This window comes from Corynebacterium sp. c8Ua_99 (assembly GCF_039907185.1).
GTDB lineage: Bacteria > Actinomycetota > Actinomycetes > Mycobacteriales > Mycobacteriaceae > Corynebacterium > Corynebacterium jeikeium_D.
Window position 1 is genome coordinate 107866 of the sequence record NZ_JASBOG010000004.1, and the last position, 16649, is coordinate 124514.

The window sequence follows — 16649 nt, forward strand, 5'->3', positions numbered from 1 at the left end:
TCATGGAGCGCGAATTCGATCAGGAGCGAGCCGAGGCTGCGGTTCGTGAACTGTTGATTGCCGTCGGTGAGGATCCCGACAGGGAAGGTCTGAAGGAGACACCGGCGCGAGTGGCGCGAGCCTACCGTGAGGTTTTCGCGGGCCTGTTTGAAGATCCGTCTGAGGTGCTGGCTAAGACCTTCAACGAGGATCACCAGGAACTCGTTTTGGTCAAGGACATCCCGATTTACTCCACCTGTGAGCATCACTTGGTGCCGTTCTTCGGCGTTGCCCACATTGGTTACATTCCGGGCAAGGACGGTCGTGTGACGGGCCTGTCCAAGCTCGCTCGTCTGGTCGATGGCTATGCGAAGCGCCCGCAGGTGCAGGAGCGGCTGACCAGTCAGGTTGCGGATGCCTTGGTGGAGCGGCTGGATCCGGCCTCGGCGATTGTCGTTATTGAAGCGGAGCATCTCTGCATGGCCATGCGCGGTATCCGCAAGCCGGGTGCGCGCACGGTGACATCAGCCGTCCGCGGTGGCTTCAAGACGGATGCCCGTTCGCGCGCAGAGGCAATGGCGCTGATCCGCAAGAGCTAACGCAACAGTTAAATGGTCGATTGGAAAGGCTGGACAACAAGGTGACTGAATCCCCCTTGCAAGCGCAGGCAGGACAGCAGGCGGAGATGGGTGTCGAGAATCAGCTCTGCAAGGTGATGGGCATTGTCAACGTCACCGAGGACAGCTTTTCCGATGGCGGCCTGTACAATACCTTCGACGCGGCGATTGCCCATGCGCACGAGCTGCTCGCTGAAGGCGCACATATTCTCGACATCGGTGGCGAGTCCACTCGCCCTGGCGCACACCGCGTTTCCGAGGATGAGGAAGAGGATGAGGAAATTGCCCGGGTCGTGCCGGTGGTCCGCGAGCTCGCGGCAGACGGGCACCTGATCAGCGTCGATACAAAGCGCGCAAGTGTCGCAGAGGCAGCAATCGCCGAGGGTGCGGTATTCATCAACGATGTCTCCGGCGGTCTCGCAGACCCCAACATGTACGCAGTCTGCGCCGATGCCGATGTGCCCATCTGTCTGATGCACTGGAAGACCGATCGCTTCGGCTCCGCTTCTGGACGCGCCGAAACTCACCCGGACGGCATTGTCGCCGATGTCCGTGAGCACCTGCTTCAGCTTGTCGACGGTGCCATGGGCGCCGGCATCGTCGAGGAAAATATTGTCCTGGACCCAGGCCTGGGCTTTGCCAAGAACGCCGATGACAATTGGGCGCTGCTCCACGGCCTGCCGGAGCTTATTGACCTCGGTTTCCCCGTGTTGGTCGGTGCTTCCCGCAAGCGTTTCGCCGCCGCCGTCGGTAGTGAGGCACGCGCACCAAAGCAGGCTGATGCTGCGACTACCGCAATTTCCGCACTGTCCGCAGCGGCGGGCGCATGGGCGGTTCGAGTTCACAATGTGGCCGACAACCTCGACGCAGTGCGGGTGGCGCAGGCATGGAACCTTGGCCGCTCACTGACCGGTTACACCGCGGCCGGCGACTATCCGGAAGGTGGCTCTAACCGCGCTGCACAGCACGATGAGTCTCCTGCTGAATCGCCAGCCGAAGCGGCTCTGGAAGGAGACGAGTAGAAACAGTGGCTGATCGAATTGAACTCAAAGGTCTGAAAGCCCGCGGCTACCACGGCTGTCTCGACTTCGAGCGCCGCGATGGCCAGGACTTCATCTGTGATGTCACCCTGTGGCTGGATTTCTCCGGTGCCGCTGCCAGCGACGAGCTGGATGACACCGTCAACTACGCCGACATCGCAGCCACAGCGCACGGAATTTTGACCGGCACTCCGCGCAACCTCATCGAAACCGTCGCGACCGAGATTGCCGAAGCAGTGCTTGCCGACGACGATGGCCGCGCCGAACGCGGATTGTCCCCGCTGTTACATGCGGTGGAAGTGACCATTCACAAACCGCATGCGCCCATTCCGCTCGACTTTGATGACGCTGCGGTGACAGCCCGCCGTTCGCGGAAGAAGCGGTTGGCATGATTCGCGCAGTTCTTTCTATCGGCGCGAACATGGACCGCGCGCGAGAAAACCTAACTGGTGTGCAGGCCTTCTTCGCCGATGAATTGGTCGCAGCCTCAAAGATTTATGCCACCCCACCTTGGGGTGGGGTAGAGCAGGGTGACTTCCTCAATGCCGTGCTCATTGTCGATACGTCCCGGACACCAATGGAGCTGCTGGAAGCTGGTTGGAAACTGGAAAATGACGCTGGTCGAGTGCGCGAAATTCACTGGGGGCCACGGGCGCTCGACGTGGACATTGTGCAGGTCATCGACAAGGACACCGGCGAGGAGATCATCTCTGACGATTCGACTCTGACCCTGCCGCATCCGTGGGCAACCGAGCGTGCCTTTGTACTGGTGCCGTGGCTCGATGTCGACCCGGATGCCGAATTGGAGGGAGTTCGGGTCGCGGAACTCGTCGATAAGCTGGCACCTGAAGACGTAAACGCGGTGCGCCTAGCAGACAGCGCGGATGGAGAAGGGGCCTAGAGATGAAACCGACCTCACCGATTACGTTGGCAGCATCTGCGCTGGTTCTCGCGCTGGCATCATGGATGATCTTGGCACAGTTTTTCGGTGCGCTCGGGCCGCGAAGTTGGTGGGACCTGGGGTTTCCCTGGCTGCTCACAGCCGTCTGTGTGGCGGCAGCGCGGTGGATTAAGTCGGTACTGAAAGAGGCGAAGGTCGGGCAGGATCGCAGCCAGGTGCAGCCGTTAACGTTGTCGCGATGGTTGGTGGTCGGTACGGCATCCGCGTGGTTGGGTGCGATTCTCGGAGGACTGTACGCCGGTGGCGTGCTGTGGGCCGTGCCGAAGTGGACGGAGCTTGCGGCTGCACAGGCCGACGGACCGATCATGATTGTCGGCACAGTATCCGGCATTTTGCTCGCTGCGGCGGGGCTGTGGCTGGAAAAAGTTTGCCAATTGCCAACTGATGGCGAAAATTCTTCGCCTCCTAGCGGGGAAATGGGAACTAACTCGGTAGGGTGGGAGTTATGACTGACCTCTCCAACGCCGGTAATGACCCGAAGCGCTCGGGTGATGCCGCATATTTTCAGGGCGACGCGGCAGCTACTTCGTCGGATATGGCCGAGTCTCCGTCTCCGTCGCCTTCTTCAGCCTTCGAAAGCTACTCCGCTGGGGCTAACTCCGGGGCTGATGCGGCATATGCAGATGAGCAGAGCAATGATGTGACGAAATTCAGTTCTACCGATGGTATGACGGAGAAAACCGCCGTCATTCTCATGGTTGTGCTGCTGGTGCTCGCGGTGATTGCCAGTATCGTCATGCTCTTTGCCACCTCTGCCGGGTGGATGAAGGTTGCCGTGCTGCTGGCGTTGTGGTCGGCAGTTATCGGGGCTGTGCTGGTGACTCGATACCGCAAGACCATTGCGCTGGAGCGCAAGCGGTTGGAGACAATCGAGGAGCTGCACAAGGTGGAGCTTGACCGCGAGCTGGCTACTCACCGTGAGCAGGAACTGATTCTCGAGCAGAACTACCTGGACTCGCTTGAGGGCAACAACGATGACAACATTGCGGCGCTGCGCGCTGAGGTCTTTGCACTGCGCGCCCAGCTTGCTGAGTTCATGGGGGAGGATTTCGACGACGAGCAGGTTGCTCTTCGCGCCCAGGCCGAGCGTCTGCGTGAGCTCGACTCGCCACAGCAAGCCTCGCCGATGAAGGATCCGACCGGTCACGACCGGCCGACACCACGCGCGACTTCCCACCGTGCTGAGATGACCGCTAACGGCACTGTCGGCGCTCATACCCAGCACGGCGGCACGGGCTCCGCATCCTCCGCTTCGCCGGTTGAAGATGCCGAGGCCACCGACATGCGCCGTACATTCTCGCCGTCTGGCCAGCCGGTTGACGTCCACGAAGTCGCCGATTCCAAGGGTGACGAAACCGTTTCCAAGGAGAAGTTCTCCACTAACTCTTTCCGCGCCATCAACTGGCAGGAAACCCCGGCCGAGGACGCTGCAGAGGATGATTCTCAGGGCGGTGCTCACGAGGCACACGGTGCACGGCACCCATTCGCTGCGCCGGAATCGGACGACGCCTCGGACTCTCCGACTCGCCAGCTGCAGACCATTCGCGATGAGGACCTCGCAGAAGAGCCAGCTCAGGCTACGGCGCAGGAGCCTGCAAGCCACGGTCGGCGCCGTGCTGAGGACAACAAGGGCAGCCTGACGGTTGCCGAGCTGATGGCGCAGATGCGCAAGAAGAGGGAGCAGCGCGAGGACGAAGAGGCCTAGTCGCTTACCGAGTATGCGCGGCCTACTCACCGCACATAGCTGGTTTGGTCTAACCTAGTCAGTCATGACGCAAAGCCAGCATGATTCCCATCCCCATCGGACAACCGCTCCGCGGTTGGCGGTGGGGATTATTTCTGCCGGAAAAGTCGGGGTCGCGCTCGGCCAGGCGTTAGAGCGCTGTGGGCATCGTGTCACTCACGTGGTCGCGCGCTCACCAGAATCTGTCACACGAGCGCATCTACGTCTCCCGAACGCACAGGTTAGTAGCATTGCCGACACAGCTTCCACCTGCGAGCTCATCGTCATCGCCGTGCCGGATCGCGCCATCGCAGAGGTCGCGGAGGAAGTCGCCCGCCATGTCGGCCCCGGACGCATCGTCATGCATACTTCTGGTTCCCTCGGGCGTGCCGTGCTCGATCCGGTCGCACTCACCGGCGCGCTGACCATCGCCGCCCATCCCGCAATGACATTCGCAGGGCTTGACGACGACTCCGAGCTCCTGACCGGCTGTCCATGGGGCATCACTGTTGGGGATGAGCTCGCGAAAACAGTCAGTGAACTGCTCATTGGTGAACTCGGCGGTCGTCCGGTGTTCATCAACGAACGTCACCGCGGCCTCTATCACGCGGCTATGGCCCACGGCTCAAACGGTCTCGGCGCCGTCGTGGTCGATGCGGTAGAAATGCTGGCAACCACTATCGGCGGAGATGCGGTAGCCCAAGACACCGACCTAGCTGAGCTGCGTCGAGGTCAGGCCGCCGAGCTGCTCCGCCCACTACTGGAAGCTTCATTGGACAATGCCTTGAGGTGGGGTTCCCGGGGGCTGACTGGCCCGGTGACGCGGGACGACCTTGGGACCGTCGTCAAGCACGAACGTGAAATTGAAGCGGTGGCGCCGGAAATGGGAGCCGCCTACCTGGCCCTTGCCGAGCGTATCGCCGAGCTGCGCGGTGCCAACGAGGTTTTGCGGTACCTACGCCGATGAGCTGAGCGGACTGGTTGTTCTGGTCATCCGGGATGTGGCGTAAGGTATTGCCGTCGGACGAAAAGTTTGGTCCGGTAGATCTGAACGCGGAGGAAACATGACGGGGTATACCGCCGGAGAGACAACTGTTCACAGGACTATTGCGGGAATCGCGCAGGTCACCCGTGCGTTGCGGAAGACCGGACGGCCGGTGGTGCTCGTACCTACGATGGGTGCGCTACACCAGGGGCACCTTGAACTAGTACAGGCCGCGAAGACACTGCCGCGCGCTGTTGTGGTGGTGTCGATTTTCGTCAATCCGCTGCAGTTCGGTGAGGGGGAGGACTTTGACGCCTACCCGCGGACTCTGGATGAAGACGTGGAGAAGCTCCGCGCTGTCGGTGCTGAGCTGGTCTTTGCGCCGAACGCGAAGGAGATGTACCCCAACGGTTTCCGCACGACGGTGCAGCCGGGGCCGCTGGCTTCGGAGCTCGAAGGTGCTACTCGCCCGGGGCACTTTGCCGGTGCGTTGACAGTGGTTAACAAGCTTTTCAACATTACCAACTGCACTGACGCCGTTTTTGGTGAGAAGGACTACCAGCAGCTGTGTCTGATGCAGCAGATGGTCACTGATCTGAATATGCCGGTGCAGCTGCACGGTGTGCCAGTGATCCGCGAGGCCGATGGGCTGGCTATGAGCTCCCGCAACCGCTACCTGTCCGAGGAGCAGCGCAATCTCGCAGTAACCCTGTCCGCTGCGCTGACTGCCGGTGCTTTTGTCGCGGACCGTGGTGCGGATGCTGTGCTGGAAACCGCGCGTGGTGTGCTCGCCAGCCAGCCTGAGGTCGAGTTGGATTACTTGGAGCTGCGTGACGCTGCGCTCGCCCCGCTTTCCGACGAGGCGTTGCGCGGCGACGGCCAGGAGACCGAAGCTCGCCTACTGGTTGCTGCGAAGGTCGGCACTACTCGTCTCATTGATAATGTTGGCTTGATTCTGGGTGCGCCGCGCCCGGATTCGGCAAACGGTTTCGGTCAGCTCGGGCAGAAGGACGCCGAAATTGCGTCAGCGGCCCTGTCGGCTGCGGGGCTGGACGGCGAGCTGACTGAGCAAGAGGCCGCTGAGTTGGCTGAGCTGCAGGAAAAGGTCCGCGCTGCTCGAGATGCCCGCCTGAAAGATGAGTCCAGCAAAGAAAACCTGAAGAACGCCGGCTTTGGCGTTGAGCAGGACAGCGAGTAGGACGGCTTTTCGAAGTAGTTTTTCGTGGCTGGGAAGTTGTCGTATTATAGTGTGCCGACTGACAACCTGCCACGCTAAGGGGTGCCGCGGTAGGCAAGCATCCAGGGGACGAATCCAGGAAGGGACCTACCTTTTTCATGTTTCGCACTATGTTGAAGTCCAAGATTCACCGTGCCACGGTGACTCAGGCTGATCTTCACTACGTTGGATCGTGCACGATTGACGCTGATTTGATGGAAGCGGCCGACCTGCTTGAAGGCGAGGCCGTCGACATTGTCGATATCAATAATGGCAACCGTCTTACCACTTACTGCATTACCGGAGAGCGCGGCTCGGGCATCATTTCTATCAATGGTGCCGCCGCTCGTCTGATTTCTCCGGGTGACCTGGTTATTATCATCGGCTACGGCATGATGGATGACGCTGAGGCGCGTACTTACAAGCCGAATGTCATCTTCGTCGATGAAGACAACAAGATCCTGGAAAGTGGCAATGACCCGGCGGATGTTCCGGAGGGGTCTGATTTGAAGAATCCGCGCAGTCCGGAGAACCAGGGCTAGTCCACGCAGCCCGCAGAGCTGGGTTTCGACTGCGTGGGTGGAGAGAAGGTCGAGCCGGAAAACCACGACACCAGGGTGTTTACTTAGCGTTAAATTGTAAGCCATTAGACCGTCAACTAAAGCTCATTGGCGAGTTGATCTTTAGAAACCGAAAGGTAACGCAACGTCCTTAGCTTCTTAGAGGATCTAAAAGTTTTAGTTTTCCATTTCCTCATCTAGTCGAAGCTATACAAAGGCGGTCTCCCCCGTGGTTCGTATTGGCAAGAATCTGCTGACAAATCCTTTTGCTACCTCTCGCAGCTCCCTGACCTGCACTTACAAGTGTGGTAATGCTTGTGCTGACGATGCTCCGAATGAGTTCTCTGACAACCAGTACTTCGGTGATGTTGCGAAGCAGGCATTCTCCCAGCGCGCATTCTCCCGTCGTGCTGCACTGAAGGTCACTGGTGCTAGTGCTCTTGCGGTCGGCGGTGGCGCCGTGCTGGCCGCTTGCTCCTCTGATGATTCGGGCAGTGCCGCAGGTGGCTCCGATGCCTCCGGTACCACTGCTGCCGGTGACGGTAGCAAGGGCGAATCGCCGGAGGGTATGCGTTTCGACGCCGTTAAGCCGAACACGGAAGACGCAGTCGTTATCCCGGACGGCTACGAGCAGAATGTTCTGATTCGCTGGGGCGACCCAATCCACGAAGGTGGCCCGGAGTTCGACTTTGACAAGCAGACTCCGGAAAACCAGCTGAAGCAGTTCGGCTTCAACAATGACTTCGCTGGCCTGATTAAGGCTGAAGACGGCACACTGCTGTACGTCTGCTCGCACGAGTACACCACCGAGCCGATGATGTTCCGTGCCTACAAGAAGGAAGATGCCACTAAGGAGCAGGTCGACATCGGACTGGCTGCCCACGGTCAGACCATCCTTGCTGTGGAAGAGGATGACAAGGGATTCCTGAAGCCGATCCTGAGCGACAAGCGTAACCGTCGCATCACTGGCTTCACCGAGTTCACAGTTGACGGCCCGGCTGCTGGTCACGATCTGCTGAAGACCAAGGCTGACCCGACCGGTATGAAGGTCGAGGGAACTTTGAACAACTGCTCCGGTGGTGTTACTCCGTGGGGTACCTACCTGTCCGGTGAGGAGAACGTTGACCAGTACTTCGGCAACGTTGGCAAGCTCAAGGACGAGGACGCAGTTAAGAAGCTCAAGCGCTACTCGGTCAAGAATGAAGAGCTGTCCGACCGCGCGTGGGAGAAGTACTACGACCGCTTCGATGTCTCCAAGGAGCCGAATGAGCCGAACCGCTTCTTCTGGCTGGTAGAGATTGACCCATCTGACCCGAACTCCACCCCGGTCAAGCACACCGCAGTGGGCCGTTTCAAGCATGAAGCCGGTCAGATTTACGTCACCGACGACGGCACGGTCGTGTGCTACTCCGGCGACGACGAGCGTTTCGAATACATCTACAAGTTCGTCTCCTCCCGCAAGATTAAGGAGGGGGACCTCAAGCACAACATGGGCATTCTGTCCGAGGGCACTCTCTACGTCGGTAAGTTCAACGGTAATTCCGAGTCCGAGATTGACGGCTCCGGTGAGCTGCCGAAGGACGGCCGTTTCGACGGTGACATTGAGTGGCTTCCGCTGATGACCGCCAAGGCAGACGGCAAGCACGAGTCCCACGTTGATGGCATGACCGCCGAAGAGGTCTGCATCTACACCCGCATCGCCGGTGACAAGGTCGGTGCGACCCGTATGGACCGCCCGGAGGATATCGAGCCGTCTCCGAAGACCGGTAAGGTCTACGCGGCGCTGACCAACAACAAGTACCGCGGTAAGGCGGGCGCGAAGGACGACAAGGGCAAGGAACGCAAGGATGGTGCAGGGCGCCCGCTTGCCGACGCCGTCGAGGTCGCACCAATCACCGAGAACAAGAATGGCCTTGTTCTGGAGATGGAAGATGACCACGCCGGTACCAAGGGCAAGTGGAACCTCCTGCTGGTCTGTGGTGACCCGAACGAGGCTTACACCTACTTCGGTGGCTTCGACAAGGAATCGGTCTCGCCAATTTCCTGCCCGGACAACGTCGCCTTTGACGAGTACGGCAACCTGTGGGTTTCCACCGACGGCAACGCCCTGGACTCCAACGACGGCCTGTTCGCCGTGGCTGTCGAAGGCGAGCGTCGTGGTGAGACCAAGTGCTTCCTGACTGTTCCGGTTGCTGCAGAGACCTGTGGTCCGCAGATCTTCTCCAACCGCGTGATGGTCAACGTCCAGCACCCGGGCGAAATCGAGACGGATCAGGGTCATCCAGTCGGCGACAACCCGGACCCGACCACCAACCCGACCTCGCACTGGCCGGACGGCGGCAAGGAGCAGCCACGCCCGGCCGTCGTTCAGGTTGTACGCACTGATGGCAAGAAGATTGGTGTGTAGGTTGCCCTTGGCAAGGAGCTAAGCAGAAACGCGCGGATTAGCGCGTAGACCTATCGCGGCGCGTCTCGAACGAAAATAATGTTCGACGGCGCGCCGCGACTGTATTCGGTAGAAAGTTAGTAATCGGGCGTTTACTTAGCGCCACCACACTATCGATGGGATTAATCCTAGTGAACAGCATTGTCATAATCGGCATCATCCTCGTTGTCATCGGGGTCATCGTCGTTGTTGTAGCGCGTCGGAATACTCAGGTTCCGGGTTCTGATCGGGAGCGCTTCGTCGATCCGCTGATGACTGATGAATACCGTAAGTACGGTCCAACCTCTGTCGCGCCGGGCGCAATCCTGAATTACGGTGGTGCCTCCCATGTTGTGCGCGGATCCCTTGAGCTCTCTCAGGGGCCGTTCCGCTGGTGGGAACATCTCGTCGATGGTGGGGCGGATGGTTCTTGGTTTGGCGTTGAGGAAGATGAAGGTGAAGTCATCCTCACCTGGTGGCGCAAGCTTCCAGGCAGCTTCGAACCAACTAATCCCATCGTTGTCGACGGTGTGGAGTACTGGGAGGAGGAGCGGGGAACCGCCCGCTACACCGCGATTGGCACCACTGGGCTGCCGCCGGAGGGGGCTACGGACTTCGTCGACTACAAATCCGGTGACGGTCGCTTGCTCGGACTGGAACGCTACGGTGACTCGATGTGGGAAGCATCCACCGGTATTAGGATTCTCCCCGGTGAGATTGATGTCATGGCAGCGCCGGACCATAATCCGGACGCGGACAATCGCTAGTGGCGGTCGCTATGTCGCTGGCAATTCTAGATGTGCCGTTCAAAGACACTGCTGCGGAGCAACTCCGCATTGCTTTTGACGGCCAAGTCCCGGACACCCTCTGCGAGGCGGTTATCTCTCACCCCGACGGCACAACACCGCCGCTGACGCTCGGAGTCCTCGGAGCGTCGCATGTGGTTTTCGTCGGTAAGCGGGAGAACCCGTGCTTTACCGAGGAGATTTCCTGTACCGCGGCACACGGCGTGCCCCTGAGTGAGGCGGGAGTGATGGTGAAAGCTCGTGTGGAGAACCTCTCGCCAGAAGCCTTCGTTCAGCGCGCAGATGCTTTACGACGCGAGTTCGGTACAGGGCATCCTCATTCGGTTGTCGCAGAGTTCCCCGGTTCGCCCGGCGCGCTGACTGTGTTGGCTGCAGAGCCGATTGAGCAGGGGTATCGCTGGGATACGTGGCACGGCTACCCGCCGGGGCAGCTCGTGTGGACGTCGAATACTTGGACTGCCGTCGCTGGTAACCATGGGGCCGAGGCAGACCGCGTAAAGGGAGGTTCCTGAGTCTATGGGACGCGGAAGTATTGGTTACGCACTGATCGTTGTCGGCATTGTGGTCACTCTGGCCGGTTTCTTCGTCGGCGGGAAATCTGCGGAAGAGAGGATTAGCGAGCGCTATCAGTCCGCGCCCGGAGCAGCATCTGCGACGCAGGTCAGCAGCGGAATTGATCGACGTTGGACCTGTGGCGACCGCGACCCCATTGAGGTGGGGCGTGAGCTGAAAGAAGAGATTAAGCCACAGGCTTACAACGAAGATGGCGGGGCAGCGTACCTGAGGACGAAGAAGCACCTGTTCATCGTTTCGCGTCAGACCCCTGAGGCAGGGTCAAAGGACACGTGCCTGATAACCAGAGAATCACTTAGTGGCCGCTATTCGGGTGGGCACTTCATCTATCTCGGCCCCGGTTTCGGTCCCTCCGCCCCCTCCGGCGGTTCGGGTGGATCGGCCGGATCATTCGGAGGAGCGAAATAAACATGGGACCAGTAACGTACATGGACACCACCGGGACGGCTATCCTCACGGCGCAGTCGGCGACATCGGATCCAGCGCAGTCGGTCGTGGCCTCAACTGTGGGCGAGCATCTGGCCGTCGGAGTGCCGGCCACCGTCGGTTACTTCCTTGCGGGTGCCCTAGTGCTCGTAGTTGGATTCATTGTCCTTGATCTGATTACTCCTGGGAAACTGCGCGACCTGGTGTTTCTCGAAAACCGTGCGGGCGCCGCGATGATAGCGGGCTCACAGCAGATTGCGCTGGCCTGCATTGTCGTTTCGGTAATCCGCGCATCCGACGACGCTCTGATGATTGGCCTGGGGGAGACCCTCGTTTACGGTGCACTCGGCATTGTGTTGCAGGCAGCATCGCTGCTGGTGCTGGAAGCCCTGATTCCGGGGCGCTTCCGTGATGTCGTGATGGACGCGAAAGTACGCCCCCGAGCGGCGTTGGCGGCGACCACCTTCATCGTTATCGGTGTGATTAACGCGGTGGCGCTGTCATAGATGGAGACCACCACGACTTCCCGGCGCTGGCGGGCTCTCCTGCTGGGCTCTGTGGCGGCCTGCGCTGCCTGCGGCCTGGTCTATGAGCTGGCGCTACTGGCGCTGTCGGCTTCTCTTGGCCGCGGTGACGTCGTTGCGAATTCCCTGATTGTGGCCGGTTATGTCGCAGCACTGGGTTTTGGTGCCGTCGCGGCGAAACCGTTTGTGCGCCGTGCCGCGGTGTCTTTCCTCGGTATCGAGTGCGCTTTGGGTTTGCTCGGTGGTGTTTCCGCAACCGCCCTGTACTGGGTGTTTTCGGTTACAGGTGAGAGCCTCGGAGCATTGGTCGCTGCCACTTTCATAATCGGAACGCTGGTTGGCGCCGAGGTGCCGTTACTCATGACACTTCTGCAGACCGGTCGGACGTCCTCCGCAGAGGACACCGGTCGCGTGCTGGCGAATCTCAACGCCGCGGACTACTTCGGAGCCTTGGTCGGCGGTTTAATCTGGCCGTTTGTGCTCCTGCCTACAGTGGGAATGCTGAAGGCCACTGCCATCGCCGGACTGATCAACGTCACCGCGGCATTGGTAATTGCCGCGCTGCTACTGAAGCAGATGTTGACCCGCCGGGCACTAGCCGCATCTGTCGCCGCCCTCGTCGCGGCACTGGTTGGGTTGGTAGCGTTACTGGCCGGAATCCGGGACATCGAGGCGACCGCCCGGCAGTCGCTCTACGCCCAGCCCATTGTTTTCGCCAAGCACTCGAAGTATCAGGACATCGTCGTCACTCGATTTGGCGGGGACCGGCGGCTTTATCTCGACGGGGGATTGCAGTACTCCAGTCGTGACGAGTACCGCTACACCGAGTCGCTGGTCTACCCGGCGGTGGATAAAGAAACGAAGTCGGCGTTGATTCTCGGCGGAGGCGATGGGTTGGCTGCCCGGGAGCTGCTGCGGATGCCCAACATCGAGCGCATTGTTCAGGTCGATTTGGATCCGGACGTCATCGAGGTCGCGCGCACTGTGCTGCGGGAGGACAACCGTGGCAGCCTGGACAATCCCCGAGTGGAGAAGATTGCTGCGGATGCTTTCGCATGGCTCCACGAGCAGGCACGTGGTAAGGCGCAGGTGCAGAAGTTCGACGCCATCTATGCAGACCTTCCCGATCCCGACAACGCAGTGCTAGCCAAGCTCTACTCTCAGGAGTTCTACGGGTTGATCCGCACGGTGGCCGCGCCGGGCGCGAAGTTGGTGGTGCAGTCGGGTTCGCCGTTTTCGACGCCGCAGGCCTTCTGGCGCACCGACAGTTCGATTCGCGCCGCAGGCTGGTCGACCACTCCGTACCACGTGCATGTTCCCACCTTCGGGGACTGGGGGTTTGTACTCGCGCAGGCCGGGCCTGAGCCTCCTACGCTCGAGCTTTACGACGACGCCCCGCCGCTGAAATTCCTCACTCCTGACGTGGCCCGGGCTGCGACCGTGTTCGGTGCCGATAACGGTCCGCAACGATTGGAACCGTCGACACTTGCTCATCCTCGAATTGTGGAGGATATTCGTCGAGGTTGGCGGCAGGCAGGGGAGTAGCCCGCCGAGTATTTCGCAAAGGGGCGGGCGAGTAGCAGGTCGGCGGTGTAGTCGGCTAACCTTTATAGCCGTGACTGACGCGAAGAAGACCCCTGAAAACACCGCCACCGTTCCTGAGCAGCTGCGCATTCGCCGCGAGAAGCGTGACCGCCTGCTCGAGGCTGGAATTCAGCCGTACCCGGTTGAGGTTCCCCGTACTCACTCTCTCAAGGATGTCCGTGAAGAGTGGGGCCACCTCGAGGCTGGCGAGGAGACTCAGGATGTCGTGACCGTCATTGGTCGTGTCATGTTTATTCGTAACACCGGCAAGCTCTGCTTTGCCGCTCTGCAGGAGGGTGACGGCACGACCCTGCAGGCCATGCTTTCCAAGGCTGAGGTCGGCGAGGACGCCCTGGCTGCTTGGAAGTCGGACGTAGATATGGGCGACTTCGTCCTCATTACTGGCCGCGTAATTTCTTCGCGCCGCGGCGAGTTGTCTGTGATGGCTACCGAGTGGCAGATGGCCTCGAAGGCTCTGCGTCCGCTGCCGGTGTCGTTCGCTGATCTGTCCGAGGACAGCCGCGTGCGTCACCGCTACACGGACCTGATTATGCGTGAGCAGGCTCGTACTAACGCACTGACTCGCATCAAGGTCATCCGCGAGCTGCGCCACGCACTTGAGCGTCGCGGTTTCCTCGAGGTCGAAACCCCGATGCTGCAGACTCTGCACGGCGGTGCAGCTGCACGTCCGTTCGTGACTCATTCCAACGCTTTGGACATCGATCTCTACCTGCGTATCGCGCCGGAGCTTTTCCTCAAGCGCTGCGTCGTCGGCGGTATGGAGCGCGTTTTCGAGATCAATCGCAACTTCCGCAACGAGGGCATCGACTCCTCGCACAGCCCGGAGTTCGCGATGCTGGAGTACTACGAGGCATTCGGCACCTACGATGACTCCGCCCGCACCGTCCGCGAGGTCATTCAGGAAATCTGCGTCGCGGTCTTCGGTTCGACGACCGTCACGCTTGCCGACGGTACGGAGTTCGACTTCGGCGGCGAGTGGAAGCAGATTGAGATGTACCCGTCGCTGAACGAGGCACTTGCTCGCAAGTTCCCTGGTCAGCCGGAAGTCACTATTGACTCGACCGTCGAGGAGCTAAAGGCAATCGCCGATGTGATTGGCCTTGAGGTTCCGGAGAAGGGCGGCTGGGGCCACGGCAAGCTGGTTGAGGAAATCTGGGAGCTGCTCTGTGAAGACCAGCTCGACGGTCCTATCTTTGTCCGCGACTTCCCGGTCGAGACCTCTCCGCTGACTCGTCAGCACCGCTCCAAGCCTGGCGTGACCGAGAAGTGGGATCTTTACGTCCGTGGCTTCGAGCTGGCTACCGGCTACTCCGAGCTGGTTGACCCGGTTGTCCAGCGTGAGCGCTTTGAGGATCAGGCGCGACTGGCCGCTGGCGGCGACGACGAGGCCATGGTTCTGGATGAGGACTTCCTGCACGCAATGGAGCAGGGCATGCCGCCGACGACCGGTGTGGGCATGGGCATTGACCGCCTGCTGATGGCCCTGACCGGCCTTGGCATTCGCGAAACCGTGCTGTTCCCGATCGTGAAGCCGGAAGCGTAAGCGACTGAATTCATGTGTAGTTATCCCGGTGTTATCACCGGGATTATTTTTATCCCGTAATTTCTTCACCCGTGAATTCGGTAAATGGGAATAAGAAAATTGATCGGCGATCCGTATTGCGCTTGGGAGCAGTAGCGGGTGCGGGGGCTGTAGCGGTTGCCGGCAATAGCGTCGGGACGCGAGCAGTTGCATCGGCGGCCCCGAACCAGTCGCCGTTTCCATTCACCGGGTTGACCAGCGGCCTTGTTGTGACGGACCTGGAAGTCGTGACCGTGACCGATACGTCGGTGACATTTTCGTGGGCGACGTATGCAGGCCCACATCCAGCGTGGGGGAAGCTGGCTCCACTGGCGCCGGCCGACACTGAAGTTGCGCTAGTGCCAGTCGATGCCGATGAGGGCGGCGAGCTACCCGTGGTACATAAGGACGAGACGCAGGTTGGCTACCACTTTGTGACCGTCGATAAGCTGCGCCCTGGAACCACGTACCGTTTCGAATGTCGATCGAATGGACTGGTCGCCGAGCCGGGATTAATTACCCGAAACCTCCCCAATGCACCCGAGCAAACTGGACAGTTCACGACGTTGGTCGCTCCGGAAGGGGAGTACCTGACCACGATTGCCATCCTTAATGACGCGCATATTGGCGAAAATGGGCACGGTATTATCACCGGCGATTTCCCCGCTCCTATCTTTTCTGAACCGGGTGCCGCGCCGTATCCCGAGGTCATGCTGACGGCTGCGCTCGCCGAGCTTCGGGGGATGGGTATTGAAAAGGTTTTCGTCAACGGTGATGCCACGTCGGAAGCACGTCCGGCGGAGGTACGTCGATTTGCCGAGATTATGAATACTTTTGGTGCTCCGGAGCGGCAGTGGTTTGTCACCCGCGGCAATCATGATCGTCCGCATAAGCCGGATGCCGATTCGTCTGCTGGCTACGACGAATTTCCGGTTTTGGAGGGCACCGAAGATCATCGCGATCCCTTCGGAGTCCTACTGGGGCGTCCGCGACAGGAACTGTGGGTCACTCAGCAGGGGCCGGTCCGCGTCATCGGTCTGGATTCATCGAAGTTGGATGAGTCCGGCGGCGAAATTAGCCCGGGACAGTTCGATGCACTAGAGCAAGAACTACAGCGCGACCCCAACAAGCCGACGGTTGTGCTGGCTCATCACCCAATTACTTCCGAGGCTGGCTGGACAAATGCTGCCGGCCCCATATTCATTCTCAATAGCGCTGATGCACGACGTTTGCAGCAGCTGCTTAACGACGCTCCGGGTGTATTCTTCGCGGGAGCAGGTCACACCCACCGTGCAAAGCGTACTCGCGGTGATTTTGGTGCCGGCGTTGATTATTTGGAGACCGGCGCGTGCAAGGCATACCCCGGTGGCTACACACTGCTGCATGTCTACTCCGGTGGTTACCAGGTTAATTTCCATCGTTTGAGCAGCGAAGATGCGCTTGCATGGACTGCGCGTGCCCGTTGGGCGATGTACGGCTTCGAGCCCGAGGCTCTGCTTGGTGAGCTCTCTGATCGCAACTACGTTGTTAACCGCGTTATCGCCTGACAAGTTAGAAGCCTGAAAGTTTTCTGTTACTTGGCAATGTTTTTTCAATTCTTGTGACAACGGTCACGTGATTGTTTTATTGTTATGCCAGTAATAGTTCT

17 protein-coding genes are annotated in these 16649 nt (G+C 59.9%); all 17 read left to right on the forward strand.

Translation table 11 applies throughout. From position 1 onward, the window contains the following. Nucleotides 1-2 precede the first annotated feature (2 nt). The 17 genes from folE to QKE19_RS03900 all read left to right on the forward strand — a co-directional run bounded on the left by folE (nucleotide 3) and on the right by QKE19_RS03900 (nucleotide 16548). On the forward strand, nucleotides 3-578 hold the full coding sequence (gene folE / locus QKE19_RS03820) for a GTP cyclohydrolase I FolE (protein WP_049181131.1): 576 nt from the start codon (nucleotides 3-5) through the stop codon (nucleotides 576-578). Between the two features lie 86 nt (nucleotides 579-664). Further along, nucleotides 665-1618, forward strand: coding sequence for a dihydropteroate synthase (folP, locus tag QKE19_RS03825; RefSeq protein WP_347890444.1), 954 nt, complete (start codon nucleotides 665-667; stop codon nucleotides 1616-1618). A 5-nt stretch (nucleotides 1619-1623) separates the two neighbouring features. Continuing rightward, nucleotides 1624-2028 carry a dihydroneopterin aldolase gene (folB, locus tag QKE19_RS03830; protein WP_016421486.1) on the forward strand — a complete coding sequence of 135 codons (405 nt, stop codon included), beginning with the start codon at nucleotides 1624-1626 and terminating at the stop codon, nucleotides 2026-2028. Next, complete coding sequence (gene folK / locus QKE19_RS03835) at nucleotides 2025-2537, forward strand: 2-amino-4-hydroxy-6-hydroxymethyldihydropteridine diphosphokinase (RefSeq protein WP_347890414.1); 513 nt, start codon at nucleotides 2025-2027, stop codon at nucleotides 2535-2537. The genes folB and folK overlap by 4 nt, the downstream gene beginning before the upstream one ends. 2 nt (nucleotides 2538-2539) lie before the next feature. Continuing rightward, nucleotides 2540-3046, forward strand: a complete 507-nt coding sequence (locus tag QKE19_RS03840) for a DUF3180 domain-containing protein (protein ID WP_101739115.1) — start codon at nucleotides 2540-2542, stop codon at nucleotides 3044-3046. After that, on the forward strand, nucleotides 3043-4302 hold the full coding sequence (locus QKE19_RS03845; RefSeq protein ID WP_347890416.1) for a DUF6779 domain-containing protein: 1260 nt from the start codon (nucleotides 3043-3045) through the stop codon (nucleotides 4300-4302). The genes QKE19_RS03840 and QKE19_RS03845 overlap by 4 nt, the downstream gene beginning before the upstream one ends. 64 nt (nucleotides 4303-4366) lie before the next feature. Beyond that, nucleotides 4367-5287, forward strand: a complete 921-nt coding sequence (locus QKE19_RS03850; protein ID WP_347890418.1) for a prephenate dehydrogenase/arogenate dehydrogenase family protein — start codon at nucleotides 4367-4369, stop codon at nucleotides 5285-5287. Between the two features lie 97 nt (nucleotides 5288-5384). Then, nucleotides 5385-6503, forward strand: a complete 1119-nt coding sequence (gene panC / locus QKE19_RS03855) for a pantoate--beta-alanine ligase (RefSeq protein WP_070601075.1) — start codon at nucleotides 5385-5387, stop codon at nucleotides 6501-6503. 137 nt (nucleotides 6504-6640) lie between these two features. Next, the gene (gene panD, locus QKE19_RS03860) at nucleotides 6641-7063 is read left to right on the forward strand and encodes an aspartate 1-decarboxylase (protein WP_016421480.1); all 423 of its coding nucleotides are present in this window, start codon (nucleotides 6641-6643) and stop codon (nucleotides 7061-7063) included. A gap of 247 nt (nucleotides 7064-7310) precedes the next feature. Continuing rightward, nucleotides 7311-9488: a PhoX family phosphatase gene (locus QKE19_RS03865; protein WP_347890421.1), complete on the forward strand. Its 2178-nt coding sequence runs from the start codon at nucleotides 7311-7313 to the stop codon at nucleotides 9486-9488. Between the two features lie 170 nt (nucleotides 9489-9658). Then, on the forward strand, nucleotides 9659-10273 hold the full coding sequence (locus tag QKE19_RS03870) for a DUF4178 domain-containing protein (RefSeq protein ID WP_168157921.1): 615 nt from the start codon (nucleotides 9659-9661) through the stop codon (nucleotides 10271-10273). Nucleotides 10274-10284: 11 nt separating this feature from the next. Then, entirely contained in the window at nucleotides 10285-10824 is a 540-nt protein-coding gene (locus QKE19_RS03875; protein WP_083280594.1) for a DUF2617 family protein, read from the forward strand. Nucleotides 10825-10828: 4 nt separating this feature from the next. Further along, entirely contained in the window at nucleotides 10829-11293 is a 465-nt protein-coding gene (locus QKE19_RS03880) for a DUF4247 domain-containing protein (protein ID WP_069358987.1), read from the forward strand. A 2-nt stretch (nucleotides 11294-11295) separates the two neighbouring features. Continuing rightward, complete coding sequence (locus QKE19_RS03885; protein WP_347890423.1) at nucleotides 11296-11817, forward strand: DUF350 domain-containing protein; 522 nt, start codon at nucleotides 11296-11298, stop codon at nucleotides 11815-11817. After that, nucleotides 11818-13380, forward strand: a complete 1563-nt coding sequence (locus QKE19_RS03890; RefSeq protein WP_347890425.1) for a polyamine aminopropyltransferase — start codon at nucleotides 11818-11820, stop codon at nucleotides 13378-13380. Between the two features lie 70 nt (nucleotides 13381-13450). Then, entirely contained in the window at nucleotides 13451-14983 is a 1533-nt protein-coding gene (lysS, locus tag QKE19_RS03895) for a lysine--tRNA ligase (RefSeq protein WP_016421478.1), read from the forward strand. A 71-nt stretch (nucleotides 14984-15054) separates the two neighbouring features. Further along, on the forward strand, nucleotides 15055-16548 hold the full coding sequence (locus QKE19_RS03900; protein ID WP_347890426.1) for a metallophosphoesterase: 1494 nt from the start codon (nucleotides 15055-15057) through the stop codon (nucleotides 16546-16548). Nucleotides 16549-16649 lie beyond the last annotated feature (101 nt).

Excerpts from the sequence above, each read along its gene's own strand:
- folE (WP_049181131.1), top strand. The coding sequence starts at position 3 with ATGGAGCGCGAATTCGATCAGGAGCGAGCCGAGGCTGCGGTTCGTGAA.
- folP (WP_347890444.1), top strand. The coding sequence starts at position 665 with ATGGGTGTCGAGAATCAGCTCTGCAAGGTGATGGGCATTGTCAACGTC.
- folK (WP_347890414.1), top strand. The coding sequence starts at position 2,025 with ATGATTCGCGCAGTTCTTTCTATCGGCGCGAACATGGACCGCGCGCGA.
- QKE19_RS03840 (WP_101739115.1), top strand. The coding sequence starts at position 2,540 with ATGAAACCGACCTCACCGATTACGTTGGCAGCATCTGCGCTGGTTCTC.
- QKE19_RS03845 (WP_347890416.1), top strand. The coding sequence starts at position 3,043 with ATGACTGACCTCTCCAACGCCGGTAATGACCCGAAGCGCTCGGGTGAT.
- QKE19_RS03850 (WP_347890418.1), top strand. The coding sequence starts at position 4,367 with ATGACGCAAAGCCAGCATGATTCCCATCCCCATCGGACAACCGCTCCG.
- panC (WP_070601075.1), top strand. The coding sequence starts at position 5,385 with ATGACGGGGTATACCGCCGGAGAGACAACTGTTCACAGGACTATTGCG.
- panD (WP_016421480.1), top strand. The coding sequence starts at position 6,641 with ATGTTTCGCACTATGTTGAAGTCCAAGATTCACCGTGCCACGGTGACT.
- QKE19_RS03875 (WP_083280594.1), top strand. The coding sequence starts at position 10,285 with ATGTCGCTGGCAATTCTAGATGTGCCGTTCAAAGACACTGCTGCGGAG.
- QKE19_RS03880 (WP_069358987.1), top strand. The coding sequence starts at position 10,829 with ATGGGACGCGGAAGTATTGGTTACGCACTGATCGTTGTCGGCATTGTG.
- QKE19_RS03885 (WP_347890423.1), top strand. The coding sequence starts at position 11,296 with ATGGGACCAGTAACGTACATGGACACCACCGGGACGGCTATCCTCACG.
- QKE19_RS03890 (WP_347890425.1), top strand. The coding sequence starts at position 11,818 with ATGGAGACCACCACGACTTCCCGGCGCTGGCGGGCTCTCCTGCTGGGC.